Origin of the sequence: Pseudomonas sp. NPDC087817, assembly GCF_044742875.1 — a bacterium.
Lineage (GTDB): Bacteria > Pseudomonadota > Gammaproteobacteria > Pseudomonadales > Pseudomonadaceae > Aquipseudomonas.
In genome coordinates this window covers 273,605-294,969 of the sequence record NZ_JBIUVJ010000002.1, presented here as the reverse complement: position 1 = coordinate 294,969, position 21,365 = coordinate 273,605, and the positions used below count along the sequence as shown (strand labels likewise).

Below are 21,365 nucleotides of genomic sequence, written 5' to 3'. Positions count from 1 at the left end.
CTTTAGACCGCCATGGTTTTCTGTTTGAAGCCGAGAGCCCCATCCATTAGAGCGCTCATATGTTTTACGCGTGACTCGAGGAAGTCCACCACTTTGTCGACATGTGCCTGGTCGACTTGGCAGTAATGCGGCTGACTCGCCGCAGCATGTTTCCTGAAGTTAGCAGTATATGCTGGGGCAGATCGATCTTTCAGCTTTTTGGACGCCTGGTGTCTTTCAAACTCAGACACCTCTCCGATGACCATCCCCAGAAGATGGTTCCGGATATTTTCGCTCGCTTGGAGGCTTGGTGCTGACAGCGCCTCCTCGTGGTCGATAAGCCAAATAGCTCCATCGCCACCGATAAGGAGGTTGCGCAAATTCCTGTCGGTGTTAGCTAGGAGTTCGTCGAAGACAATGGCGGCATGCAGGTGTGACCACTTATTGAGTAAGTGTGAGACCTTGTCGAAATTGATCACGCGGCTCATAGGCACCGCATTGGTGTCCACGCTCGCCAATACGATGCACTTACCCTGTCCTCGCCCAACGTCTTTTCCGCGGGCAACCGCAAGAGCAGTTAGGGGAATAGGTAGGCCAAAATATCTCCCGATGCTCGCGCTCATGGTTTCGGCGAACAATCGCTCGGCAGGCAATACTTTTATGTATGCATGGAGGTCTCTACGGTAGCCTTTCAGCCCGCTGATGGTGCCGTAGAAAAGTGGGTGCTGACCCTTCACGTCTGGGTCAACAACAGCCTCGCCCTGGAGATAAAGGGCGAGTGGAATGTCAATCGGTTCCGGTTTTGCGTTTTGCATGTGTAGGGCCGCTTTCCTTGGCTACTGACTTCTTAATTCCATGACCGATCATCTTCACCATATCTCCCGAATCACCGCCAGCGTCTGCATTTTTAAACGCGGATTCTGCGAGTGCATCCAATTCATCAGGAAGATTTGGCACGTTTTCCCCGGAGGAAACGTTTCTTTCAATCATGACATTTGCCATGGCTGTAAGAAGTGACACATCACTCTCTCCGAGCTCCCCTTTTTGAAGCGCGCGGGACACTACATCACGGAGGATTTTTTCCACTCCGCCGGACGAGCTGATCCTCAGGTTTTTGGCCGCAGCGCCTTTGATTTCGGAGCCCGTCAGAGGAGTGAAGTGTGGAGTGCTAAATGAGCCCGTTTCGCCCATCAAGTGGGAGATTGAAACCTTCAGCGCGCCTGCAATTCCTTCAAGTTTCTTCGGGCGGGGAACATTTTTGTCCGCCTCCCAAGCCTGGACGGACTGAGGCTTAACCCCCAATAGACGAGCGAGTTCCGACTGGTTCAGCCCGACAGCCTCTCGTGCAGCAGCGATTCTTTTTCCGATTGTGCTCATAGAGACACTTTACAACTAGTCGTTGTAGCCAGCATTGCAATTCTCAGTTGTAGTTTTTTGGCAAAGGTTGTAACTTTGCGTTGTAAGTCAAATTTTAGAGGTGCCTATGAACCAGAACGCAGCCGTGCGTGCAGCTGAAGCAGCAGGAAGCCAGTCCGCCCTTGCTCGCGTTCTTGGCTGTACGCCTCAAAACGTTCAGAAGTGGTGCGCAACAGGTCGCATCCCAGCTGAGCGAGTTATTCCAGTAGAGCAAGCCACCGGCATTCCACGCCATGAGCTTCGTCCAGATATTTACCCGATCGCCGCTTAACGCATTTCTTCCGCCCTTAAAAGGTCCGGAATTTTGCTCATACCAGATATGAGCGCCCCCAGGCCATTCCAGCGACGAAGCAATCTTGACCGCAACCGACCCAAGGAAAAACTAGGACATGAAAACGCCCGTACTAGAGACCCGCCGCCAAGTAATGGCGGCTGTGTCCAACGCTTTCCCTGGCGGGATGGATTGCGCAGCTGCTCGCCTTGGCATCAAGGACAAGCGCCTGGAGAACCAGATCTATGAAACCGCCGGGTGTAAGCCGCTGAGCGATGCCGAGATCTTCGTGCTGGAAAGCGAAACGAAGACCGAGCACCTGCCGGACTACATCTGCGCGATGTACGGCGGCGTGTTCGTGAAGATCCCGGAAGCGGGGGAGTTGGACAACGTCGATCTGTATCAGCGCTCACTGGCTGCATCCGCACAGCGTGGTGCGCTTGACCAGATGGTGGCTTCCGCCCTGGAAGACGGCGAAATCGATTCGAACGAAGCAAAGAAGATCCGCGCCCTGCACGCCAAGTACATGTCGGCGAGCCTTGAGGCTATCGGGGCGGTGATTGAGTTGCACAAAGCCCGCGCATAAATCGCAGGCACAAAAAAGCCAGGTTCGTGGCCTGGCTCATTGCTACTTCAGCGAGGCAATAATGAATACACAATCTTCTCTCGTCAATACCCCTGCGAATGTCGCGACACGTTTTTCGAATTCTGAAAACGTGTCGCGCATTCCAACTCAATTCAGCTTCCACGGGCTGCTCGTCCGCGTCGTCAACGACGCAAGCGGTGATCCGCTGTTCATTGCCAAGGATGTCGCCGAAGCCCTGGGTTACGCGAACACCTCCAAAGCCATCAACGCCCACTGCAAAGCCGTTAGCACCTGCCATACCGAAATGGGAGGTCAGGTTCGTGCGGTGCAGATCATCCCCGAGCGGGACCTCTACCGTTTGGTGATGAAGTCGAAGCTTCCGGCAGCCGAACAGTTCGAAGAGTGGGTTGTTGGCCAGGTGCTGCCGAGCATCCGCAAAACAGGACAGTACTCGGCGCCGGCGCCGAACAACTCGAAGATCGTTGGCGAGCTGGCAATCCTCGAGTGTTTCGATCGCCTGCTCAAACCGGCAGCGTCCAGCAAGATGATGATGCTCGCCCAGATCGCCGCCAACAATGGACTAGATGCCAAGTTCCTGCCTGGCTACGCCGTCGACGCTGCGCCCGATGCAACTGGCGGCACCTCCATGCCGACCAAGGCCGTTACTGCTCTCATCAAAGACTTCGACCTGCGCACGTCCGCACCAGCCTTTAACAAACTGCTGGCAGCCCATGGTTTCCTCAAGCAGCTCCAGCGCAAGAACTCAAAGCAAGAAATGGTCGACTTCTGGTCGGTGACTGAGAAGGGTCTGGCCTACGGCAAGAACCTCACCAGTCCTCAATGCCCCCGCGAGACACAGCCTCACTGGTACGTGGATCGTTTCTCTGAATTGGCCAAACTGGTCGGGAAGGCCTGATATGCAATTCACCGTCACGATCAATCAGGTGAAGGCGCTGGAGTGGGGGCTGAATTCTCAGCAGGCTCTGCTGTTCGCCTTCGTCTACGGCTGCCCGAGCTGGACCAAGCCAATCAAGACTGACGACGGGATCTTCTTCGCGCTGAGCAAGGCCAAGATCATCGAGGAACTGCCACTGCTCACTGACAAGCCAGACACTGCTTACCGCATGCTGAAGGCCCTGGAAGAGGCCGGTCTGATTGAGCTTTCCAGCACTTCGAACATCACGCTGTTCCGCCTGACCGAGAAGGCGATTGAGTGGAACCAGAAACTGGATGGGTCGGAAAAATATCCGACCCCTCCGAAGAACGAAGGTCGGAAAAAAATCCGATCTACCCCGGAAAAAAATCCGAGCAAGGTCGGAGAAAAATCCGAGCGAGGGTCGGAAAAATCTCCGACAAATCAGGATACCAATCATCAGGATACCAATCAGGAAACCAGTCAGGACTTGCAGAGCGGTTCCGGCAAGCCGGCCCGCAACCTGGTGCTGGTGGTTGATCGCACCGATGCGCCGCGGGTTGAGATTCCCGCCGACATGCCAGGCCCCAAAGACCGGTCCTGCAAGACCTTCAAGGTCTGGGCGAACTACGCCATGGCCTATCGCAAGCGCTACAGCACCTGGCCTGTGTGGAACGCCAAGGTCGGTGGCCAGCTCGGCCAACTGGTCGACCGCCTCGGCGCCGATGTCGCTCACCACGTCGCTGCACACTTCCTGAAAACCAGCGATGCCGCGGTGCTGCGGAAGTGCCACAGCCTCAACGAACTGTTGGCCAACGCCGAGAGCTACCACACCCAGTGGGTGACTGGTCAGCGTATCAACGAGACGACCGCACGCCAGATGGAACGCACCGAGGCGAACGTCTCCGCCGCCGAGCGGGCCGCGCAAATGGTCTTGGCCAAGCGCCAAGCGGGAGAGCGCAATGAATACCTTTGAAATGAACGATCAGCAGGTTGCCGGGCTCGCAGCTGCGATCTGCGCCACCGCCGAGGCCATGGGTCAGGAAATGAACCCAGGCACCGCGGCGATGATGGCGGAAGACCTCTGCGCTTACTCAGTGCCTACCGTGAAAGCTGCGCTAAAGGCCTGCCGTTTCGAGGTGAAGGGCAAGCTGGCCATGGCTGACATTCTGCAGCGGGTTCAGTCCTCCGACGGACGCCCGGGTAAGGACGAAGCATGGTCGATTGCCCTGTCCGGACATGATGAGAGTGAAACTGTCGTGTTGACCACCGAGATCCAGCAAGCCATGACCGCCGCAGCGCCGATCCTTCGAGTCGGAGACAAGGTAGGGGCTCGCATGGCGTTCATGAGTGCTTACGAGCGTCTGGTGACCCAGGCTCGCGCGCAAGCGATTCCGACGAGTTGGAACGTATCGCTCGGTCATGACCCAGTGCGGAGGGTCACTGCGATTGAGTCGGCAGTTCGTATGCAGCTAATTACCCATCAGGCTGGTGCCCAGTACCTGACAGATCTGCGTATAGCTCCAGTTACTTCCGACGGCCAGGCAATTGCCGGATTGCTCACAGGTAATGCGGTCGAGGCGTCTCCAAGGTTGCGTGAAAAGTTGGCAGTAGTGCGTTCGATTGTTCAGGACAACCAAAAACAGCAGGCCCGTCAGAGACTGAAAAAAGCTCAAGCAGCGCGAGTCGATACCTACCTGCGCCTGCGCCGATTCCGCGCACAGGTCGAATCGTTGCAAGGAAAGGAAACGAGCAGATGACTATCGACAAACAGAAATTACAAAAGCTGCTCTGGGCCGAGGCTGCCTCATGGAGCGCGGACTGTGCTGAGTGGAAGCGCAACACCGAGGCGCTGCAAGAATTCCTCGGCGAAAAGACAGTGGAGGAGGTGGCGCTGGAGCTGCTGGCCGAGAACGAGTGGCTGACACAGCAACTTGGCCAGCTGATCGAAGGATTGCCGAACAAGGAGGCTTCTCATGGCTGACAAAATCTCCGTGAACTGTCAAGCGAAACTCTCCGAGGCCATCACGAAGCTTAGCGCCATGTACCGTGACAAGAAGTTCGTCGTCGTACCGCTGCGCCCGGGAAAGGACCGCACTCTCGATCAGAACCGGCTGTGGTTTGCGATGTACAAGCGCATCGCAGAGATGACCCAGATCGGCGACGAGGCCGACGCTCGCCGGTACTGCAAGTTGCATGTCGGCGTGCAGATCCTGCTGAACGAAGATTCCGGGTTTCAGGCGGAGTGGTACCGCGTCATGCGTCACCTGCCATACGAGACGAAGCTGGCCATGATGGGTGGCTGCAAACTTTTCGGCCCGGACGGCTTCCCGGTCACCAGTCTGTTCAATCGCGCTCAGGGCATTGCCTACACCGATCGGATCGCCGCGCGCTTCGCACAGCAGGGCGTGTACTTCGATGATCTGCTGAGCCAGGAGGCTGCATGACGATCGCAAGGAAGCAGCCAAAGCCCAAGAAATGCCGCGTCGCTACCTGCAGGGCCTCATTCGTTCCATCGCGGATGGGGCAGGCGGTTTGCAGTCCAGCTTGTGCGGCAATTGATGCACCGCGTCATCAAGAGAAAGCTCGCGAGGCAATCGACCAGTGCGAGCGCCGCGAGATCAAAGTCCGTAAGGAGAAGCTGAAGAGCAGGGCGGAGCACATGCGCGAAGCCCAAGCCGCGTTCAACGAGTGGGTCCGCCTGCGTGATTCCGATCGCCCTTGCGTGAGCTGCGGTCGCCACCATGAAGGCCAATACCACGCTGGGCACTATCGCTCTGTGGGAGCGAACCCCGAGCTGCGATTCGAACCGCTCAACGTGTGGAAGCAATGCGCGCCATGCAACACGCACCTCTCCGGCAACCTGGTGAATTACCGGCTTTCGCTCGCGCAGCTGATCGGCCCGGAAAAGGTCGATTGGCTGGAAGGGCCGCACCCGGCCTGCAAGCACACCGTCGAAGAAATCAAAACCATCAAGGCCGAATATCGGGCAAAGACCAGAGAACTAAAAAAGGAAGCAGCATGAAACTGATCAACGCAAGGCAGGTATGGACTGAGGCTCAGCACGAATCGAACGCGTCGATCAGCGCTGTGGCAATTGAGCGTGGTGAATCGGCACCGGTGAAGAAGGGCACCCGCATGCGCCGGCATGAAGCCGTGTTCGCGGCGCTGGGTGATGACAAGGAGGAGCGTATAGAGATCGTTCGTCAAAGGATCAGTATCAGCGAGACTCGCCGCACTCCGGTTGGCCGGTCTACCGCCCGCGCCGCACACTTGGCGATGATCGGCAAAGTGCTGCGCGCGATCGACACGCTGCCGTTCCAGGTGCAACAGTTCGGGCACTACCTGTATCACCCGTGCATGACGATGGTTCACGTGCTCAACGCCGAGAAGCTGATTTGGAACGATGTCGACTTTTCCGCGCTGACAGATGCCAAGGCTGCGAAGGCGCACTGCATGATCACCATGGCGTTGCAGTCCTACAAGATTGAGGCGCATGGCGGAGAGCAATGGGGGCCGGCGCGAGTAGCTGAAGGAATGCTCAAGCTCTACGGTGTGCGCATCGAGCCGAAAGTCTGGGATCGCGACTGGAAGGATGTCTGGAATTTGCTGCGTGAAGCTATTTCAGAAGTGGATGTTCAGGCTTTGCAGCCTGTATGGCAGGTCATTTTTAACGAAAATTCTGAAAATGCGGCATAAAGGTGTTGCTATGTTGGGGTTTATACGGTAATTTTCTCATAGTGCACAAGTAACGCGAAAAGCACGCGGATTCCTGAGCCCGGCCACTGAGCCGGGTTTTTTGTTTGTGGCGTATTGCTATTACTGCATCCGTCAATTTATTGTTCTTTATTCGTATTCAATAAATTGACGGGGGTTCGATGATTTCTGAATTAGTAGATGGTGCAAGTCTTTTGTGGCAAACCATTTGCACCGGGTTTGGGGCTTTTCTGTTGGTTGGCGGGATGCTCGCCGCGAAAAAGCACTTCCGGCTCGATGGTGCCTGGCCGTACTGGGTTGCTGGGGGCTTCGCGCTGTTCCTGCTAATCGTGCCGCATGGCTGGCGCGTGGTTTTCGGAACTGACCCGCGAGATTTTGCATTGCTGTTGGAGGCGCGCCAGATGATTCCTGCCAGTGCATTGTTTAACGCAGATTTCTGGGGGGTTCTGATCGGTTCAATTGCAGGTCTAATAGGCTCGCATTTCGTGCCTGAACGCTGGCACTGGTGAAACACCTTTAGCATTGGCCCCGCCACCGAGCGGGGCTTTTTTATGCCCCAAGTTTACCTTTAGCCAGGGCTGCCCTCGGGGAGGCTTGGACGTCGATAGCCGGATAGTGCGACGTACGGAATCAACACCGGCAGCCCGCGCACCCTGACCTGATACTTGCTTTCGGGGTAGCGCGAGACTGGATCAGCGAGATCGATGCATTGGGGCGTCGACGTTGAGAAGGTCTTTGGCGGACAGCTAGGAAAGACGAGCGCATTATTCTGCGAGACAAGCTCGCTTCTTAATCCCCGATGTAAATTGGTTGCCTGGCTAGAGCCAGGCCTTTTTCTGTCAGTACGGCATTGGTTACAGGTATGGAGCCATCTTGCTCTCCACCAGAGACGTAACCCTCTCTGTTCAACCATTGAAAGGTAGCTGCAAAGTAAAGCTCGTCTTCAGTTTGCTCTGATCCAACCCACTCGCCACTTAAGTATGTTCCGCTCGATTTCTCAATACCGAGTGATTCTGGGCCTACACGAGAGTAAAGCGGGAACTGAGCCTTGAGATAGCTCAAGATTTTGTGTGCCATCTCTTCAAATTTTTCGATGTTTGTAGTCATGCGAATCTCCATTTAATGCTGCCAGCTACTGTGGCCGTGTGATTTCTCCAAAGGCTCGTTGCGAGCCATGAGCAAGATAGCGCAAATCTGGTAACCCCCATATTGCACTGGGGTGCAGTCTAAAAATTCTCAGATCTTTTTTACATGCCTACTACGGAGTCGAGCGCATGGAGTTATTGCAGCGCCTGCTCGACAAGATCGACAGGTTCGAATTGCTGATCGCAGGACTGGTCGGCGCTGTCGTCGCGAGTTGGTGGCACAAAGACGATCTGGCCGACTGGCGCGCTTGGATGATCTTCTTGGTCACCGGCATTGCCTGCTCTCTGTATCTGACGAGCATGGTCAGCACCTACTTGGGTGTGACCGAGCCGAAGATCGTCGCTGGTATTGGCTTTCTGCTCGGCACCTTCGGCGGATCACTGCTCGCGGCCATCAACCGAGCCATCAAAGCCGCTGACCTCTGGGCGCTCATTCGCCAGCGGTTCGGGGGAGGCAATCCACCATGAGTCTTGAACTGATCAACTCCATCGCCTGCGGCTTGATTGCCTTGTGGGCTACCTGGTGTGTTCTGAGCGGTCGAGTGCGGGACGGTGTAATCGGCAAGCTGATCTATTCGGCGATCGCAATCAGCGGTTTCGTTGTGATGAGCCGGGAGCAGAACATCTTCATGATGGGCCCGACCACAGCCGGGATCACGCTTCACGTTTCGCTGGCCCTGGCCGGAATGCGCCATATCTTCATGGTCATCTGGTGGCAGCGGGTTAAAGCCTGGCTGTGCCGGACGCTAAACTGTGAGCATTGCATGCGGTGTGATAAGGCGCCCGGCGGTATAGAGCGCCGATCCAAGTAGTCGCGACACGTTACGCGAACGAGAAAATTGTGTCGCGATCTGAAACTGGATAGTTAGAGCTTACCCTGTGTTTTGAGGCTACTGAGCAGCTGAAAAAGCTTGTTGAAGCGTTCTTTCAGTTCGTCGTTGTGATTCTCTAAAAAAGCCTCAAACTTCCGGATGTCAGTAGCAGCTACGGATTCCTCTCGTACTCGAAATCCTTCTGGCTGATCTACAAAAAGATTTCGTTCTATCTCTACGCTTTGCTGGTCTCTATCCAGCAAAACCTTCGCAAGAAAAACAGTCGAATCGATAACTCTATGGAGTGGGATCTCCTCAGACTGACGTGACCATTGGTCCCTGTAGCGCATGATTTTCAGGGATAGATCTTCGTGCCCCCATTGCGACAATCCGACTGATAGATATCGTGCGTCAGTGTTCTTACGATACATGCCATCGAAAGGTTGGTATGGCATTGCGTAAATCGGTTGGTGCTCAAGGTGCTGTGGTAGCGGTGGAGTAATTTTGTAGTTGTTCTTACCGCCAAACTCTTCGATAGGCATCTTCTGCCATTCCCTCTGCTGATGAGTGGTTACGCGAGGTAGGTGTGCCGCAGGTGAGTGCGGCATGGGTGAATCACTTAGCCGCGAGCGCTTCTTGAACCTTGTCGGCGTAGGCAGACAGTTTGGAGAACTCTTTTTCCAGATCCACAGATGTATTCCCGCTTGCTGCGAACGCTGCAATGGTCTCTAGAGCGGCTGCTACTGCGTGGCCGCGGGCCACTCTAGGCTTGCTGTTTATCACGGCGGATTGCGAGCTAGCGATCGCTTCGGCGATGGATGACGACATGTCCTGCTTCCTTTCGTTGAGTTGATCCTCACCAATACCGGCATCCAGCCATCATTTCAAGCATCAGACTAAGCCTATGACAACCAAGTAACCCGACTGGGAGGCGATCGAACGAGCCTACCCAGCCGAGGTTGCAAACATCAGTGCTTACTGAGCAGGCAAGCAACGATCCCGGGCTTCACACATTCCGGAGCGATCATCAAAATGACGACTGCTACTGCAAGCACTAAGTAAATTGTGTTTTTCATCCTTCGAGCCTCGTTGGTTAGTGAGCGCTCATTAGGCCGGGCTGGCTCGCAAATAGGCGGGTAATCTGCCCCCCTTTTGGGGGCGAACTCTGAATTCAAAAGGTTCTTCTGGTATGAATCGGCCGCGCCCTCCTGCGTCATTGGTCGAGCTATCCGATCTTTCGGATTTCGGCACCCGCCTGATGCCAGCCCCCGAAGTATGGGAATGGCTCCAAACCGAGATCCTTGCCGACACCGGCAGCATTCACAACGAAGACCATGCCCACCTACTGGATGCAGACATCAGGGTCATGTGGGCGTCGTCGAGCTTCAATAGGCAGGGTCGTACAGTCCTGGGCCAGGCCGAGCAGGTAGCGTTCCGCGCTGGCGGATGGCAGAAAGCCCGGATGGAGCAGCAGATGCGTGACTGGTTCGGCGACGTGCCGGCCTACATCATCACCCTGGCTGCCGATTACTGCGCGGATTGCTCAGACGCTGAGTTCTGCGCACTGGTTGAACATGAGCTGTACCACATCGCCCAAGCGACCGATCAGTACGGCGCACCCAAGTTCACCCAGGAAGGATTGCCCAAGCTTGAGATGCGCGGACACGACGTTGAAGAGTTCGTCGGTGTGGTGCGTCGCTATGGCGCGAGCCCTCAAGTGCAAGAGCTGGTGGACGCTGCAAACAATCCTGCTGAGGTGGGTAAATTGAACATATCGAGGGCCTGCGGAACCTGTCTGCTCAAGTCGGCCTGATCCTTGACAGGACCTTGACGGAATAAACCCATATGGCAGCCCTGAAAGATGAGGTGAAGCGCTTCATTGTGCAGGCGTTGGCCTGCTTTGATACGCCGACTCAGGTAGTGCAGGCGGTCAAGGAAACATTCGGCGTCGAAGTGTCTCGCCAGCAGTGCGAACAGTACGATCCAACGAAACACGCTGGCCGTGACCTTGGCGTGAAGTGGAAGGCGGTTTTTGAAGATACCCGCAAGCGCTTCCGCGAGGAGACAGCCGAGATCCCGATCGCCAACCGTGCCTATCGCCTGCGCGCAATGAACCGTTTTGTCGAGCGGGCCGAGACGATGAAGAACATCGGCCTCGCCATGCAGATCCTAGAGCAGGCCGCGAAGGAAGTCGGTGACGTCTACGTCAATCGCAACCGGAAGGATGAACCTGACGATGAGCCGGCAATCCCGACGCGCATTCAGGTCGACGTAGTGGATGCGAGGAAACCGAATGCCGAGCCTTAACGTTCCGCAGTCGCAGTTCCTCCTGTTGCCTCACAAGTTTCGCGCATTCGTTGCTGGGTTCGGTTCGGGAAAGACCTGGGTCGGATGCTCAGCACTGAGCAAGCATTTCATGGAGTGGCCCGGCGTCAATGCTGGCTACTTCGCGCCGACTTACCCGCAGATCCGCGACATCTTCTATCCCACGATGGAGGAGGTGGCATACGACTGGGGGCTGAAGACCAAGATCAACCAGGCGAACCATGAGGTTCACATTTACAGCGGCCGGCAATATCGCGGCACTGTGATTTGCCGGTCCATGGAGAAGCCGCAGACCATCGTCGGCTTCAAGATCGGTCACGCTCTGGTCGATGAGCTGGATGTGTTGACGTCGATCAAGGCGCAGCAGGCCTGGCGCAAGATTATTGCCCGGATGCGTTACAACCTGCCCGGGCTGAAAAATGGCGTTGACGTAACCACGACGCCGGAAGGCTTCAAGTTCGTCTTTCTCCAGTTCGTGAAGCAGTTGCGCGACAAGCCGGCGCTGAAGGAGATGTATGGGCTGATCCAGGCCAGCACCTTCGACAACGAGTTGAACCTGCCTGACGACTACATCGCCTCGCTGATGGAGTCGTATCCCGAGCAGTTGATCCGCGCGTACCTGAATGGCCAGTTCGTCAACCTGACGTCAGGGTCGATCTACCACGCCTACGACCGCAAGCTGAACCAGTGCTTCGACACTGTGCAGCCCGGTGAGCCGCTGTTTATCGGCATGGACTTCAACGTCGGCAAGATGGCGGCGATCACCCACGTCAAACGTGAGCAGGGCCTGCCGCGCGCCGTGGACGAGTTGATGGATGGCTACGACACGCCGGACATGATCCGACGCATCAAAGAGCGCTACTGGGAACACACCGGCAACGACTTCCGGAAAACCTGCGAGATCCGGATCTATCCGGATGCCTCCGGCGATTCGCGCAAGTCGGTCAACGCCAGCATCACCGATATCGCCATGCTCAAGCAGGCAGGCTTCACGGTCATCGCGCCGGCGGCCAACCCGCCGGTGAAGGATCGGATCAACGCCATGAACGCCATGTTCTGCAACGCGCAGGGCGAGCGGCGTTACCTTGTGAACCCGTTCACATGCCCGACCTACGCCGATGGCCTGGAACAGCAGATCTGGGCGCCCAACGGTGAGCCCGACAAGAGCCAAGGCAACGACCACGCCAACGACGGCGGCGGTTACTTCATTCACCGCGAGTACCCGATTATCAAACCGGTCACCGCTATCAAAATGGGATACGCCCGATGAGCAACGACGTCTCCTTCAAGCGGGCGGACTACATCGAAGTGCTGGATCGCTGGGCAACCGTGCGCGACGTTTGCGCTGGTCAGCACAGGGTTGTTGACCGACTGCCGTACATCAATGCTCACGACAAGTCGCCGGAGAACGTAGACCGAAACAAGGCCTATCGCGAACGGGCGGTTTTCAAGAACGCCACCGGTCACACGCGCAATGGCTTGCTCGGTTTGGCATTTCACAAAGACCCGACGTTGACGGTCGCCAAGAAGATGGAGTACTTGCAGGACAACGCCAACGGCTCTGGTGTGAGCATCTACCAGCACTCGCAAGGCACACTCGAAAAGGTGCTTGAGGCTGGACGGCATGGTCTGTATGTCGACTATCACCAAGACGATGGCGCCGGTGGCCACTCCGTGATCCTGTCGTATTGCGCCGAGGACATCATCAACTGGCGTACAGGGATGGTAAGCGGGCACAGCGTGCTCACTTTGGTGGTGCTGCGCGAGTCGCCAGAGATCGAAGACGGTTTCGGCTTCAAGGTGATCGAGCAGTATCGCGAATTGGCTCTCGAGGATGATGGCTTTGTCTGCCGTGTTTGGCGCCGGTCCGGGCCGAAAGATGGCGGGCCGTTGGCCGTTGTTCAGGAGTTCAAGCCCACCGGCGCCGCCGGCCGCCTGAAGGAGATCCCGTTCACCTTCGTCGGCGCACAGAACAACGACCCTAGCATCGACGAGTCGCCGCTGTACGACATCGCAATGATCAACCTGGGCCATTACCGGAACAGTGCCGACTATGAAGACAGCGTCTTCTGGTGTGGTCAGGCCCAGCCATGGATTTCCGGTCTGGACGAACAGTGGCGCGACTGGATGGAAAAGAACGGCGTCTACGTTGGTTCCCGCGCACCGATGATGCTGCCTGCCGGTGGCCAGTTCGGGTACGCCCAGCCTTTGCCGAACACACTGGTGAAGGAGGCCATGGCGGACAAGAACCAGATGATGATCGAACTTGGCGCCCGGATGGTCGTGGCTTCTCTCTCATCCAAGACGGCGACCGAAGCACGCGGTGATCAGTCCGCATCGACGTCGGTGCTCGCGGGCTGCGTGGCCAATGTCAGCGAGGCGTACACCCGGGCAATCATGTGGTGCTGTACCTACATGGGCGTCGACGACGCGAAGGTCGCTTACCAGATCAACCAGGAGTTCGTGGAACTGACGGCTGATCCGCAAATGATCACCGCACTGGTCGGCCTCTGGCAGAACGGTGGATTCGCCAAAGCGGATCTTCGAGCCTATCTGCGTAAGTTGGGCCTGATCGCGCCCGAGCGCACAGACCAGCAAATCGACGGTGAGCTGGCAGAGCAGGGCGACGGCTTGGGTCTGGATGACGAGGACAAAGTAGATGGCGGCAAACCAAGCAATCCTTGACGCCACGATTCGTCACGCGGTCTTCCTCGAAAAGCTGAAGGCAGGGGAGGTCGGCAAGTTTGCCCCTTTCCTGAAGGAGATCGACCGTTCGATTCGCGACAGGCTCACCCAGTCGGATCTGACCGAGTACAACGTGAAGCGGTTGGAGGCGCTGCTCAAGGAGGTCGATAGCTTGCTTCTGGGCATCTTCGATCGCTACAGCTCGCAACTGAACCTGGACCTGATCGATATCGCCAACTATGAGGCCGAGTTTGAGGCGTCTAGCCTGGCCCGGTCGGCGCCGGTTGGTATCTCGTTGGATGTGGTCGCGCCAACGGCAGCGGCTATCCGCACGGCGGTGCTGACCAATCCTCTCAGTGTGCGCGGCACCGGCGGCGGTAAGCTGCTGAAGTCGTTCATCAAGGGCTGGACCAGTGCCGAGCGCGAGCGCGTCACCGGCACGATACGGCAGGGCTTCTTCGAGGGGCAGACGAACTTCCAGATCATCCGCAACATTCGCGGCACCAAGGCAGCTGGGTACAAGGACGGGATTCTCGCCACCACCAACCGCAATGCCAGCACTGTCGTACACACCGCGATTCAGCATGTGTCGTCTCAGGCGCGCATGGAGGTGGCCAAGGCCAACATGGACATCGTGTCCGAAGTCGAAATGGTCGCCACGCTGGACAGCAAGACCAGCCAGCAGTGTCGGTCGATGGATAAGCGCCGATTTCCGGTCGATTCCGGGCCGCGCCCACCGTTTCACCCGAATTGCCGGACCGCGTTCGTCCTGCTTACCAAGCTCAGCGAGATGTTCGCCAAGGGCGCTACCCGGGCTTCGGTGGGCGCAGATGGAGCCGGGCAGGTCAGTGCAAGCCTCGACTATTACCACTGGCTTCAGCAACAGCCTGCGTCGTTTCAGGACGTGGCAATCGGTCCGGTGCGGGCAAAGCTGTTCCGGGAGGGTGGATTGACCGTTGAGCGCTTCGCAGAGCTGCAGCTTGATCGCAGCTTTTCGCCGCTGACGCTGGCACAAATGAAGGGGCTCGAGCCTCTGGCATTCGAGCGTGCAGGGATCTAGGAAGTATGCAAACCCCACCCAAATGACGTGTTTTTTAGGTGGTAGCCTTCTGTTGAACCATCAAACAGAAAGGCAGCAAATATGGAACGAGCAATAGAACGAAGCACCAGGATCGCGGTTGAACTGACCGTCAACGCTCTTCGAGCTATGTCCGGAAGACTATGGATTTCGGCAGAAATACCGGTAGACGATTGCGCACTTGAGTTTCCAGACGAGTTGATACGGAAAGTCAGAGATGCAGCAAATGATGCTGGATTCGGGTGGGTGCAGCTTGATTTGTCACTTAATGGCAAATGTATCCACATCAATGGGCCAAAAGAGCAGAGCTAGGTCTGACAACCTCGGTTTCGAATGAATTACAGCCTCGGCACACTCCGGGGCTTTTTTATGCCTGCAAAGCGGGCAACACATACCCAAGGGGTGCATCAACGTGGCAGAAGAAAACGAAATCGACCTGGACAATCCGGCAATCAAGGCCGCTATCGCGACTGCCGTTGAGACATCTGTATCTGGTCTGAAAACCAAGAACTCCGAATTGCTGGGCAAATTGAAGGAAACCACCGGCAAGCTGACCCAGTTCGAAACGCAATTCGAGGGCATCGACATTGACGCCGTCAAAGGCCTGCTTAGCCGGGCCGGTCAAGACGAAGAAACCAAGCTGCTGACTGAGGGCAAGGTAGACGAAGTCTTCAACCGCCGCACCGAGCGCCTGCGCGGTGACTATGACAAGCAGTTGAAGACCGTCACTACACGCGCGGAGAAGGCCGAAGCATTTGCCGCCAAGTTCCAGGGCAAAGTCCTGGGCGATTCGGTTCGCGGTGCAGCACTTAAAGCCGGCGCTCTGCCGGAAGCCACCGACGACATCATCCTGCGCGCCAAAGGCGTGTTCTCGCTAAACGAAGAGGGTGAAGCGGTCGCCGTTGATGAATCCGGCCAGGTCATCCTCGGTAAAGACGGCAAGACCCCTCTTACTCCGCTCGAATGGGCGGAATCCCTGCGCGAAAGCGCACCCCATCTGTGGCCAAGGGCCTCAGGGACACAAGCCCCGGGCGGGGGTGGCGGCCAGGCTGCATTCAAGCGCTCCGAAATGACTGCCGAGCAAAAGCGCGACTACCAGCGCAAGCACGGCCAAACCGCATACCTGCAATTGCCCAAGTAAGGGGATTCACCCATGGCAACGACTGTGAACAGCGACCTGATCATCTACAACGATGAGGCGCAAACCGCATACCTGGAGCGTGTCCAGGACAACCTCGATGTGTTCAACGCATCGTCCAATGGGGCGATCGTGCTCGATAACGAGCTGATCGAAGGTGACTTCCGCAAGCGCTCGTTCTACAAGATCGGCGGCTCGCTGGAGCATCGCGACGTCAACTCCACCGGCAAGGTGACCGCGAAGAAGATCGGCGCGGGCGAAGCCGTTGGCGTCAAGGCGCCGTGGAAATACGGTCCGTATCAGACCACCGAAGAGGCATTCAAGCGCCGTGGTCGTCCGGTCGACGAGTTCTCCCAGATCATCGGCGCCGACGTTGCTGACGCCACTCTGGAAGGTTTCATCCAGTACGCCACTGCTGCGCTGCGCGCCTCCATCAGCTCCAACGCTGACATGGTGGTATCGGCCAACATCGAGACCGACGGCAAGAAGACCCTGACCCGAGGCATGCGCAAGTTCGGCGACAAGTTCGGCCGTATCGCGCTGTGGGTCATGCACTCCAGCGCTTACTTCGACATCGTCGACGAGGCGATCGCGAACAAAGTCTACGAAGAGGCGGGTGTCGTCATCTACGGCGGTCTGCCTGGCACTCTCGGTAAGCCGGTGCTGGTCACCGATACCGCGCCCGCAGATGTGATCTTCGGCCTGCTGCCAAACGCTGTGGTGATCACTGAATCTCAGGCCCCCGGCTTCCGCTCGTACGCGGTGAACGACGAAGAGAACCTGGGTATCGGCTACCGCGCTGAAGGCACCGTCAACATCGATGTTCTCGGCTACAGCTGGAAGGAAACCGCGGGCGGCGCGAACCCGACGCTTGCCGCAGTTGGTTCGGCTGCGAACTGGGTCAAGCACTCCAACAGCAACAAGGTGACTGCTGGCGTGCTGATCACTCTGACCACTACGCCACCAGCTGGCGGCTGATACTGGCCCTGACAGCGGCCAGCAGTGGCCGCTACGGAGACTTTTATGGAATTGGTTTACTCCACTCAGAACTCAGACTTCGATCCGGAAAAGCGTTACCGCAATCCAGCGCACTTTGATCGGCCTGAGGCGGGTGTGACGCATGCAGTTGTGATTGGCGACTGGCCGAAGGTGGTCGACGCCTATGAGGCGCTGGGCGTCGAAATATCGGTGTTGAAGTCTTTGATCAGCCAGCCAGTTGATTCAGATGTTGCTGACACCTTTGCCAGCCTGGAACAGGACAACGCCACACTCCGCGCCGAGCGTGGCGGAATCCAGCGACTGATCGAAGCCGCCGAAGGCCTGTCGGAGCTGGAACACCCGGGCGCCGGCGAACTGCCGATCCGCTTGTTCGATGCATTGAAGGCCATTCATGAAGGCGTCATCACCATCGAGGGCGAACGCGACGGTCTGGCGGGCGAGGTTGAATTGCTCCGCACTGAAGTTGAACGCCTCAAGGCGGCAGCGGAGCCCGTCGACAATGCTGAGAAGATCGCGAGCCTCAAAGCGCAGCTCGACGCCGCCAATGTGACGTATCGGGCGAATGCTTCGGTAGAATCGCTGGAAAAGGCAGTTGCCGATCTTCAGCAGGCGTAATAATCCGGGTGCCCGTCAACGCGGCGCCCGATCCAGAACACCACAGCGAGCTGATTCATGACTCTCATCATTGAGGACGGTACCGGCAAGCCTGACGCCGAAAGCTACGCATCCGCCGAAGACTTGGCCATGTACGCCGTGAAGTTCGGCGTGGTCATCCCGGCGGAAGTGCCAGCACAGGAAGCGCTGCTGCGTCGTGCCGCATTGGCGATGGATGGCATGACGTGGAAAGGGCGGAAGACCAATAGCGAGCAGGCCCTGTCCTGGCCGCGCAGGGGCGTTGAGCTGGACCGCGAGATCAAGCCCGACAACTACCTGCCGGCGCGGATCCAGTACGGGCAAATGGCGCTGGCTGCGGAGATCCACACCGACGACGTCGACCCGATCGAGAAGCGAAAGGGCGCGGTAACACTTGAGCGTGTCGAGGGCGCGGTAACTCGCGAGTACGCGACCATCCCAAACACCAGTGGCCGACTTTTGCCGGCTGCGCCTGATCGGCCGAGCGCCACTCAGTTTGCTGATTACCTCCAGAAAAGGGGGCTGTTTGCGGTGCGGGCATAATCGAGCGTAGGCTTACGACTCCATCAAAAAGGAAGTCGATATGGCAGAGCATCAGATAGTTAGAAAACACCCGACTCAGGATGAAAAAGACGCTTGGGATGCTTATGCCAGCGCTGCTCTTTCCTCGCTTGTTGCTATAGGAAGCGAGCCAAATAAACTGGCGGCTTCAAAGGCCGCACAGTTCGCTACTCTGCTACTCAACGAGCGGAGAGAGTTGTTCCCAGAGAAAAAGGCGACGGCTCGAAGCGTGCCTCTCAAGCTTTAACTCAAACTGCCCAGCCATCGAGCTGGGCTTTTCACATCTGGAGCCACAATGGCCTTCTACGACGAAATGGCCGTTATGGCTCTGGAGATGATCACAGAGTTCGGCCAACCCGTGACCATCAGCAAGACGGAGCCGGGCGAGTACGATCCAGAAACAGGTGGGGATTCACCGGGCGCCACCATCGAGCAGACCGCCCAAGGCGTCCTGCTAGATTTCACTGGTCAGGAATTCCAGACCAACAGCCTCATCAAGCAGGGCGACAAGAAGCTGAAAATCGCCGCGCAGGGGCTGGACTGGGTTCCCGATCTGCTGAATAAGGTGATTATTCAGGGGCGCAGCTGGTCAATTGTGCCGCCGTTGAAAGAGGTGAATCCCGCCGGAACGCCGATCCTCTACGAGTTGCAGGTGCGATCATGAGCCGCGCGGGCGCCGGCCAGTCCGGCAGCTTTGCACTCAGCCTCGCCGAATTCGCGGCCCAAGCCACGGAAGCCATCGATGCCAGCCTTCGCGAGATCATCATCGAGCTCGGCAACAGCGTCATCCGCATGTCTCCGGTGGGCAGCCCTGAAATCTGGGCGCAGAACGCCGTCGCGAGCCAGTACAACAAGGCGGTGGACGACCACAACAGCGGCTTGCGCAACGATCCGACCAACCTGACAAAGGCGGGCAGGTTGAAGCCAGGGCGCAAGCTGAAAGACGGCATGGATATCACTGCGCCAAGTGGCTACGTCGGTGGCCGGTTCCGTGGCAACTGGATGTTCAGCATCGGCGCACCCGACAGCACCACCACGGAAGAGGTCGACCCGAGCGGAGCCAAATCAAAGGCGCGAATCGTTGCCGGCGCGATCGAGTTCAAGGCCGGCGATACCTGCTATATCACCAACAGCCTCGGATATGCGATCCCGCTGGAGTTCGGGCATTCGACCCAGGCACCGGGCGGCATGGTCCGCGTCACCGTGGCCCGCTTCCAGCAGATCGTGCTGGAAGCCATCAGGAACAACCAGGTATGAGCCATAACCTCATCGCCTCGATCTACGAGGCAAGGCTGATTGCATGGGCGAAAGCGTTGCCGGTACCGCTGAAGGTTGTCGTCGAAAATGAGGCTTTCACGCCCGTTGCCGACGCTACCTACCTGAGGGCTTACACGTTGCCGGCCGACACCGCGAGCAACACGCTCGGCGGCGACCACAGGCTTTACACCGGCGTCTTTCAAATCAGCATTGTGACGCCATCGGGCAAGTACCGGGGCGCGGCCGGTGCATTGGCCGACCAGATTACGATGCTGTTTCCGCTGTACGAGCGGAACACGAAGGGCGCGCTGACGGTGGTGACCATGACACCAGTCGATCAAGGCCCGGGCATGCCGGATAACACAACTTTCACCGTGCCGGTGTCGTTCCAGTACCGGGCCGACACCAACTAAACCGCCCATTGGGCAAACTCAGAACCCGCCGTCGAGCGGGTTTTGTCATTTTTGCAAAGAGGAAAACCCATGAGCGCAATTCTCCCCAACGGCTCCATTCTCGAAATCGCTGCGACGTTCAGCGCACTGAAGCCTGTAACCGCTATCAGCAACGCCAATCCAGCGGTCGCTACTTCGGCGGCTCACGGACTTGCCGATGGCGACATCGTCGTCGTTACATCCGGCTGGACTCGGTTGAATGACAAGATCGCACGAGTGGCGGAATCGGACGTTGGCACTTTCGAACTTGAAGGCATCAACACCACTAACACCGTTGTTTACACTGCGGGCGCAGGCACCGGCTCGGTGCGGTCAGCGAGTGGTTGGGCGCAAATCAGCCAGATCACCGATAGCTCGAGTTCTGGTGGCGAGCAGCAATTCACGACCTTCGGTTTCTTGGAGGAATCGGACGACCGTCAGTTGCCGACCACGAAATCGCCAATCAGCATGTCCATCACCGTTGCAGATGATCCGAATCTGCCGTACGTGGCTGTGGTGGAGACTGCCGACGAAGACCGCGCTCCTCGAGTGCTGCGCCTGACGCTGCCTAATGCGTCTGTCATCTACTACAACGCCTATGTGTCGATCACCTCGACTCCGACGCTGTCCCGCAACAACATCATGACACGCACCATCACCCTGTCGCTGGCTGCTCGCCCGACTCGTTATGCAGCGGTGGTGTAACTCATGGCCAAGTTCAAGATTGCTCAAAACCCTACCTTCAAAGCCGACGTCGATATTCCTCGCGTCGGCGGTACCACGATCAAGGTGCCGTTTGAATTCAAGTACCGCGATCGCAAGGAGCTGGCGGTGCTGTTCGCAGGCTGGCAGAACAGCGCAAAGGAAGACCAGGAGCGCTTCAAGGCGAAGGGGGATGATCTCACCTTGATCGAGATCACCGACTCGCACGTCGAACGGCAGATTGAGCAGGTCACTCAACTGGTCACGGGCTGGGGCTTTGAAGACAAGCTGAGCCCCGAGTCGATTCGCGCCTTGGTGGAAACCTCGGCCGGCGCCGGTGACGCGATTGTCGATGCTTACCAGAAGGCCTTCTCGGCGGTCCGGCTGGGAAACTGACGAAGGTCGCCCGCCTGATGTACGAGCCTGGGCCGTCTGAGGCGGATCTGGCGGCGTTCGGCTTGTCCATCTCTGACATTCCCGAGGAAGAGTGCGAAGTGCTGGCCGAAAACTGGCCGACCTTCGTGCTCTTTAACGCCATGTCCACGCAGTGGCGCACGGGCATGGGCGGGGCTACCGGCCTTGATTACACGGCTCTTCGAGACGTCTCCGATTTTGTCGGCACATCCAGAAAACAACTCAGAGAGATCTTCCCAGACCTTCAGGCTATGGAGGTCGAGGCCCTGCTCGTCATGAGCGAATCAAAGTAATGGAGCACTC

33 protein-coding genes are annotated in these 21,365 nt (G+C 57.4%); 28 read left to right on the top strand and 5 right to left on the bottom strand.

Features of this window, described 5'->3' with window-relative positions; genetic code table 11:
- Positions 1-2 precede the first annotated feature (2 nt).
- Together ACIONG_RS03405 and ACIONG_RS03400 are read right to left on the bottom strand one after the other, a co-directional pair.
- The gene (locus tag ACIONG_RS03405) at positions 3-794 is read right to left on the bottom strand and encodes a HipA family kinase (RefSeq protein ID WP_401296703.1); all 792 of its coding nucleotides are present in this window, start codon (positions 792-794) and stop codon (positions 3-5) included.
- Positions 766-1,356 carry a helix-turn-helix domain-containing protein gene (locus ACIONG_RS03400; RefSeq protein ID WP_401296701.1) on the bottom strand — a complete coding sequence of 197 codons (591 nt, stop codon included), beginning with the start codon at positions 1,354-1,356 and terminating at the stop codon, positions 766-768. The genes ACIONG_RS03405 and ACIONG_RS03400 overlap by 29 nt, the downstream gene beginning before the upstream one ends.
- Positions 1,357-1,462: 106 nt before the next feature.
- Here ACIONG_RS03400 and ACIONG_RS03395 point away from each other — a divergent pair, with 106 nt between their 5' ends.
- From ACIONG_RS03395 to ACIONG_RS03350, 10 genes are all read left to right on the top strand, one after another.
- Positions 1,463-1,666, top strand: a complete 204-nt coding sequence (locus ACIONG_RS03395; protein WP_082152922.1) for a YdaS family helix-turn-helix protein — start codon at positions 1,463-1,465, stop codon at positions 1,664-1,666.
- A 118-nt stretch (positions 1,667-1,784) separates the two neighbouring features.
- The gene (locus ACIONG_RS03390) at positions 1,785-2,252 is read left to right on the top strand and encodes a YmfL family putative regulatory protein (RefSeq protein ID WP_048365773.1); all 468 of its coding nucleotides are present in this window, start codon (positions 1,785-1,787) and stop codon (positions 2,250-2,252) included.
- A gap of 61 nt (positions 2,253-2,313) precedes the next feature.
- Complete coding sequence (locus tag ACIONG_RS03385) at positions 2,314-3,168, top strand: Bro-N domain-containing protein (RefSeq protein ID WP_401296699.1); 855 nt, start codon at positions 2,314-2,316, stop codon at positions 3,166-3,168.
- Position 3,169: 1 nt separating this feature from the next.
- Positions 3,170-4,141 carry a phage replication protein gene (locus ACIONG_RS03380; RefSeq protein ID WP_401296697.1) on the top strand — a complete coding sequence of 324 codons (972 nt, stop codon included), beginning with the start codon at positions 3,170-3,172 and terminating at the stop codon, positions 4,139-4,141.
- Entirely contained in the window at positions 4,128-4,925 is a 798-nt protein-coding gene (locus ACIONG_RS03375; RefSeq protein ID WP_401296695.1) for a hypothetical protein, read from the top strand. Before ACIONG_RS03380 ends, ACIONG_RS03375 begins: the two co-directional genes overlap by 14 nt.
- Complete coding sequence (locus ACIONG_RS03370) at positions 4,922-5,149, top strand: hypothetical protein (protein WP_401296693.1); 228 nt, start codon at positions 4,922-4,924, stop codon at positions 5,147-5,149. The genes ACIONG_RS03375 and ACIONG_RS03370 overlap by 4 nt, the downstream gene beginning before the upstream one ends.
- Positions 5,142-5,612, top strand: coding sequence for a hypothetical protein (locus ACIONG_RS03365; RefSeq protein ID WP_401296691.1), 471 nt, complete (start codon positions 5,142-5,144; stop codon positions 5,610-5,612). The genes ACIONG_RS03370 and ACIONG_RS03365 overlap by 8 nt, the downstream gene beginning before the upstream one ends.
- Positions 5,609-6,190 carry a recombination protein NinG gene (locus tag ACIONG_RS03360; protein WP_401296689.1) on the top strand — a complete coding sequence of 194 codons (582 nt, stop codon included), beginning with the start codon at positions 5,609-5,611 and terminating at the stop codon, positions 6,188-6,190. Before ACIONG_RS03365 ends, ACIONG_RS03360 begins: the two co-directional genes overlap by 4 nt.
- Positions 6,187-6,864 carry a hypothetical protein gene (locus ACIONG_RS03355; protein WP_401296687.1) on the top strand — a complete coding sequence of 226 codons (678 nt, stop codon included), beginning with the start codon at positions 6,187-6,189 and terminating at the stop codon, positions 6,862-6,864. Before ACIONG_RS03360 ends, ACIONG_RS03355 begins: the two co-directional genes overlap by 4 nt.
- Positions 6,865-7,043: 179 nt before the next feature.
- Positions 7,044-7,391: a hypothetical protein gene (locus ACIONG_RS03350; RefSeq protein WP_401296685.1), complete on the top strand. Its 348-nt coding sequence runs from the start codon at positions 7,044-7,046 to the stop codon at positions 7,389-7,391.
- 280 nt (positions 7,392-7,671) lie between these two features.
- On the opposite strand, the gene ACIONG_RS03345 is transcribed toward ACIONG_RS03350, so the two are convergent.
- Positions 7,672-7,989, bottom strand: coding sequence for a hypothetical protein (locus ACIONG_RS03345; RefSeq protein WP_034152703.1), 318 nt, complete (start codon positions 7,987-7,989; stop codon positions 7,672-7,674).
- Positions 7,990-8,156: 167 nt separating this feature from the next.
- Between ACIONG_RS03345 and ACIONG_RS03340 the strand changes: the two genes are divergently transcribed.
- Positions 8,157-8,495: an MFS transporter gene (locus ACIONG_RS03340; protein WP_097090027.1), complete on the top strand. Its 339-nt coding sequence runs from the start codon at positions 8,157-8,159 to the stop codon at positions 8,493-8,495.
- Positions 8,492-8,839, top strand: a complete 348-nt coding sequence (locus ACIONG_RS03335; protein ID WP_401296683.1) for a hypothetical protein — start codon at positions 8,492-8,494, stop codon at positions 8,837-8,839. The genes ACIONG_RS03340 and ACIONG_RS03335 overlap by 4 nt, the downstream gene beginning before the upstream one ends.
- 53 nt (positions 8,840-8,892) lie before the next feature.
- Here ACIONG_RS03335 and ACIONG_RS03330 read toward each other — a convergent pair whose 3' ends face one another.
- Together ACIONG_RS03330 and ACIONG_RS03325 are read right to left on the bottom strand one after the other, a co-directional pair.
- A complete protein-coding gene (locus ACIONG_RS03330) occupies positions 8,893-9,381 on the bottom strand; it encodes a DUF6530 family protein (protein WP_401296681.1) in 489 nt (162 codons plus the stop codon).
- A gap of 73 nt (positions 9,382-9,454) precedes the next feature.
- The gene (locus ACIONG_RS03325) at positions 9,455-9,667 is read right to left on the bottom strand and encodes a hypothetical protein (protein WP_401296679.1); all 213 of its coding nucleotides are present in this window, start codon (positions 9,665-9,667) and stop codon (positions 9,455-9,457) included.
- 361 nt (positions 9,668-10,028) lie between these two features.
- Here ACIONG_RS03325 and ACIONG_RS03320 point away from each other — a divergent pair, with 361 nt between their 5' ends.
- The 16 genes from ACIONG_RS03320 to ACIONG_RS03245 all read left to right on the top strand — a co-directional run bounded on the left by ACIONG_RS03320 (position 10,029) and on the right by ACIONG_RS03245 (position 21,355).
- Positions 10,029-10,652 carry a putative metallopeptidase gene (locus tag ACIONG_RS03320; protein ID WP_401296677.1) on the top strand — a complete coding sequence of 208 codons (624 nt, stop codon included), beginning with the start codon at positions 10,029-10,031 and terminating at the stop codon, positions 10,650-10,652.
- A gap of 32 nt (positions 10,653-10,684) precedes the next feature.
- Entirely contained in the window at positions 10,685-11,146 is a 462-nt protein-coding gene (locus ACIONG_RS03315) for a DUF2280 domain-containing protein (protein ID WP_401296675.1), read from the top strand.
- Entirely contained in the window at positions 11,133-12,434 is a 1,302-nt protein-coding gene (locus ACIONG_RS03310; RefSeq protein WP_401296673.1) for a terminase large subunit domain-containing protein, read from the top strand. Before ACIONG_RS03315 ends, ACIONG_RS03310 begins: the two co-directional genes overlap by 14 nt.
- Complete coding sequence (locus ACIONG_RS03305; protein ID WP_401296671.1) at positions 12,431-13,849, top strand: DUF4055 domain-containing protein; 1,419 nt, start codon at positions 12,431-12,433, stop codon at positions 13,847-13,849. The genes ACIONG_RS03310 and ACIONG_RS03305 overlap by 4 nt, the downstream gene beginning before the upstream one ends.
- Entirely contained in the window at positions 13,824-14,909 is a 1,086-nt protein-coding gene (locus ACIONG_RS03300) for a minor capsid protein (protein ID WP_401296669.1), read from the top strand. The genes ACIONG_RS03305 and ACIONG_RS03300 overlap by 26 nt, the downstream gene beginning before the upstream one ends.
- Before the next feature lie 430 nt (positions 14,910-15,339).
- Positions 15,340-16,068, top strand: coding sequence for a hypothetical protein (locus ACIONG_RS03295; protein ID WP_401296667.1), 729 nt, complete (start codon positions 15,340-15,342; stop codon positions 16,066-16,068).
- Between the two features lie 12 nt (positions 16,069-16,080).
- A complete protein-coding gene (locus tag ACIONG_RS03290; RefSeq protein ID WP_008076958.1) occupies positions 16,081-17,043 on the top strand; it encodes a major capsid protein in 963 nt (320 codons plus the stop codon).
- Positions 17,044-17,088: 45 nt separating this feature from the next.
- Positions 17,089-17,679: a hypothetical protein gene (locus ACIONG_RS03285; RefSeq protein ID WP_401296665.1), complete on the top strand. Its 591-nt coding sequence runs from the start codon at positions 17,089-17,091 to the stop codon at positions 17,677-17,679.
- Positions 17,680-17,736: 57 nt separating this feature from the next.
- Complete coding sequence (locus ACIONG_RS03280; RefSeq protein ID WP_401296663.1) at positions 17,737-18,240, top strand: DnaT-like ssDNA-binding protein; 504 nt, start codon at positions 17,737-17,739, stop codon at positions 18,238-18,240.
- Between the two features lie 40 nt (positions 18,241-18,280).
- Positions 18,281-18,505 (top strand): hypothetical protein, encoded by a 225-nt coding sequence (locus ACIONG_RS03275; protein ID WP_401296661.1) that lies wholly within the window; start codon positions 18,281-18,283, stop codon positions 18,503-18,505.
- A gap of 48 nt (positions 18,506-18,553) precedes the next feature.
- Positions 18,554-18,922 carry a hypothetical protein gene (locus ACIONG_RS03270; protein WP_401296659.1) on the top strand — a complete coding sequence of 123 codons (369 nt, stop codon included), beginning with the start codon at positions 18,554-18,556 and terminating at the stop codon, positions 18,920-18,922.
- The gene (locus ACIONG_RS03265) at positions 18,919-19,515 is read left to right on the top strand and encodes a hypothetical protein (RefSeq protein ID WP_401296657.1); all 597 of its coding nucleotides are present in this window, start codon (positions 18,919-18,921) and stop codon (positions 19,513-19,515) included. Before ACIONG_RS03270 ends, ACIONG_RS03265 begins: the two co-directional genes overlap by 4 nt.
- Positions 19,512-19,928 carry a phage tail terminator-like protein gene (locus ACIONG_RS03260; protein WP_401296655.1) on the top strand — a complete coding sequence of 139 codons (417 nt, stop codon included), beginning with the start codon at positions 19,512-19,514 and terminating at the stop codon, positions 19,926-19,928. The genes ACIONG_RS03265 and ACIONG_RS03260 overlap by 4 nt, the downstream gene beginning before the upstream one ends.
- 69 nt (positions 19,929-19,997) lie before the next feature.
- Entirely contained in the window at positions 19,998-20,651 is a 654-nt protein-coding gene (locus ACIONG_RS03255; protein WP_401296653.1) for a phage tail protein, read from the top strand.
- A 3-nt stretch (positions 20,652-20,654) separates the two neighbouring features.
- A complete protein-coding gene (locus ACIONG_RS03250) occupies positions 20,655-21,044 on the top strand; it encodes a phage tail assembly chaperone (RefSeq protein ID WP_401296651.1) in 390 nt (129 codons plus the stop codon).
- Between the two features lie 17 nt (positions 21,045-21,061).
- Positions 21,062-21,355, top strand: a complete 294-nt coding sequence (locus ACIONG_RS03245) for a DUF1799 domain-containing protein (protein WP_201203880.1) — start codon at positions 21,062-21,064, stop codon at positions 21,353-21,355.
- The last annotated feature ends 10 nt before the right edge of the window (positions 21,356-21,365 follow it).

Bases quoted from the DNA above. Each gene is read 5' to 3' on its own strand.
- ACIONG_RS03405 (WP_401296703.1), bottom strand. From the start codon at position 794: ATGCAAAACGCAAAACCGGAACCGATTGACATTCCACTCGCCCTTTAT.
- ACIONG_RS03400 (WP_401296701.1), bottom strand. From the start codon at position 1,356: ATGAGCACAATCGGAAAAAGAATCGCTGCTGCACGAGAGGCTGTCGGG.
- ACIONG_RS03395 (WP_082152922.1), top strand. From the start codon at position 1,463: ATGAACCAGAACGCAGCCGTGCGTGCAGCTGAAGCAGCAGGAAGCCAG.
- ACIONG_RS03390 (WP_048365773.1), top strand. From the start codon at position 1,785: ATGAAAACGCCCGTACTAGAGACCCGCCGCCAAGTAATGGCGGCTGTG.
- ACIONG_RS03385 (WP_401296699.1), top strand. From the start codon at position 2,314: ATGAATACACAATCTTCTCTCGTCAATACCCCTGCGAATGTCGCGACA.
- ACIONG_RS03380 (WP_401296697.1), top strand. From the start codon at position 3,170: ATGCAATTCACCGTCACGATCAATCAGGTGAAGGCGCTGGAGTGGGGG.
- ACIONG_RS03375 (WP_401296695.1), top strand. From the start codon at position 4,128: ATGAATACCTTTGAAATGAACGATCAGCAGGTTGCCGGGCTCGCAGCT.
- ACIONG_RS03370 (WP_401296693.1), top strand. From the start codon at position 4,922: ATGACTATCGACAAACAGAAATTACAAAAGCTGCTCTGGGCCGAGGCT.
- ACIONG_RS03365 (WP_401296691.1), top strand. From the start codon at position 5,142: ATGGCTGACAAAATCTCCGTGAACTGTCAAGCGAAACTCTCCGAGGCC.
- ACIONG_RS03360 (WP_401296689.1), top strand. From the start codon at position 5,609: ATGACGATCGCAAGGAAGCAGCCAAAGCCCAAGAAATGCCGCGTCGCT.
- ACIONG_RS03355 (WP_401296687.1), top strand. From the start codon at position 6,187: ATGAAACTGATCAACGCAAGGCAGGTATGGACTGAGGCTCAGCACGAA.
- ACIONG_RS03350 (WP_401296685.1), top strand. From the start codon at position 7,044: ATGATTTCTGAATTAGTAGATGGTGCAAGTCTTTTGTGGCAAACCATT.
- ACIONG_RS03345 (WP_034152703.1), bottom strand. From the start codon at position 7,989: ATGACTACAAACATCGAAAAATTTGAAGAGATGGCACACAAAATCTTG.
- ACIONG_RS03340 (WP_097090027.1), top strand. From the start codon at position 8,157: ATGGAGTTATTGCAGCGCCTGCTCGACAAGATCGACAGGTTCGAATTG.
- ACIONG_RS03335 (WP_401296683.1), top strand. From the start codon at position 8,492: ATGAGTCTTGAACTGATCAACTCCATCGCCTGCGGCTTGATTGCCTTG.
- ACIONG_RS03330 (WP_401296681.1), bottom strand. From the start codon at position 9,381: ATGCCTATCGAAGAGTTTGGCGGTAAGAACAACTACAAAATTACTCCA.
- ACIONG_RS03325 (WP_401296679.1), bottom strand. From the start codon at position 9,667: ATGTCGTCATCCATCGCCGAAGCGATCGCTAGCTCGCAATCCGCCGTG.
- ACIONG_RS03320 (WP_401296677.1), top strand. From the start codon at position 10,029: ATGAATCGGCCGCGCCCTCCTGCGTCATTGGTCGAGCTATCCGATCTT.
- ACIONG_RS03315 (WP_401296675.1), top strand. From the start codon at position 10,685: ATGGCAGCCCTGAAAGATGAGGTGAAGCGCTTCATTGTGCAGGCGTTG.
- ACIONG_RS03310 (WP_401296673.1), top strand. From the start codon at position 11,133: ATGCCGAGCCTTAACGTTCCGCAGTCGCAGTTCCTCCTGTTGCCTCAC.
- ACIONG_RS03305 (WP_401296671.1), top strand. From the start codon at position 12,431: ATGAGCAACGACGTCTCCTTCAAGCGGGCGGACTACATCGAAGTGCTG.
- ACIONG_RS03300 (WP_401296669.1), top strand. From the start codon at position 13,824: ATGGCGGCAAACCAAGCAATCCTTGACGCCACGATTCGTCACGCGGTC.
- ACIONG_RS03290 (WP_008076958.1), top strand. From the start codon at position 16,081: ATGGCAACGACTGTGAACAGCGACCTGATCATCTACAACGATGAGGCG.
- ACIONG_RS03285 (WP_401296665.1), top strand. From the start codon at position 17,089: ATGGAATTGGTTTACTCCACTCAGAACTCAGACTTCGATCCGGAAAAG.
- ACIONG_RS03280 (WP_401296663.1), top strand. From the start codon at position 17,737: ATGACTCTCATCATTGAGGACGGTACCGGCAAGCCTGACGCCGAAAGC.
- ACIONG_RS03275 (WP_401296661.1), top strand. From the start codon at position 18,281: ATGGCAGAGCATCAGATAGTTAGAAAACACCCGACTCAGGATGAAAAA.
- ACIONG_RS03270 (WP_401296659.1), top strand. From the start codon at position 18,554: ATGGCCTTCTACGACGAAATGGCCGTTATGGCTCTGGAGATGATCACA.
- ACIONG_RS03265 (WP_401296657.1), top strand. From the start codon at position 18,919: ATGAGCCGCGCGGGCGCCGGCCAGTCCGGCAGCTTTGCACTCAGCCTC.
- ACIONG_RS03260 (WP_401296655.1), top strand. From the start codon at position 19,512: ATGAGCCATAACCTCATCGCCTCGATCTACGAGGCAAGGCTGATTGCA.
- ACIONG_RS03255 (WP_401296653.1), top strand. From the start codon at position 19,998: ATGAGCGCAATTCTCCCCAACGGCTCCATTCTCGAAATCGCTGCGACG.
- ACIONG_RS03250 (WP_401296651.1), top strand. From the start codon at position 20,655: ATGGCCAAGTTCAAGATTGCTCAAAACCCTACCTTCAAAGCCGACGTC.
- ACIONG_RS03245 (WP_201203880.1), top strand. From the start codon at position 21,062: ATGTACGAGCCTGGGCCGTCTGAGGCGGATCTGGCGGCGTTCGGCTTG.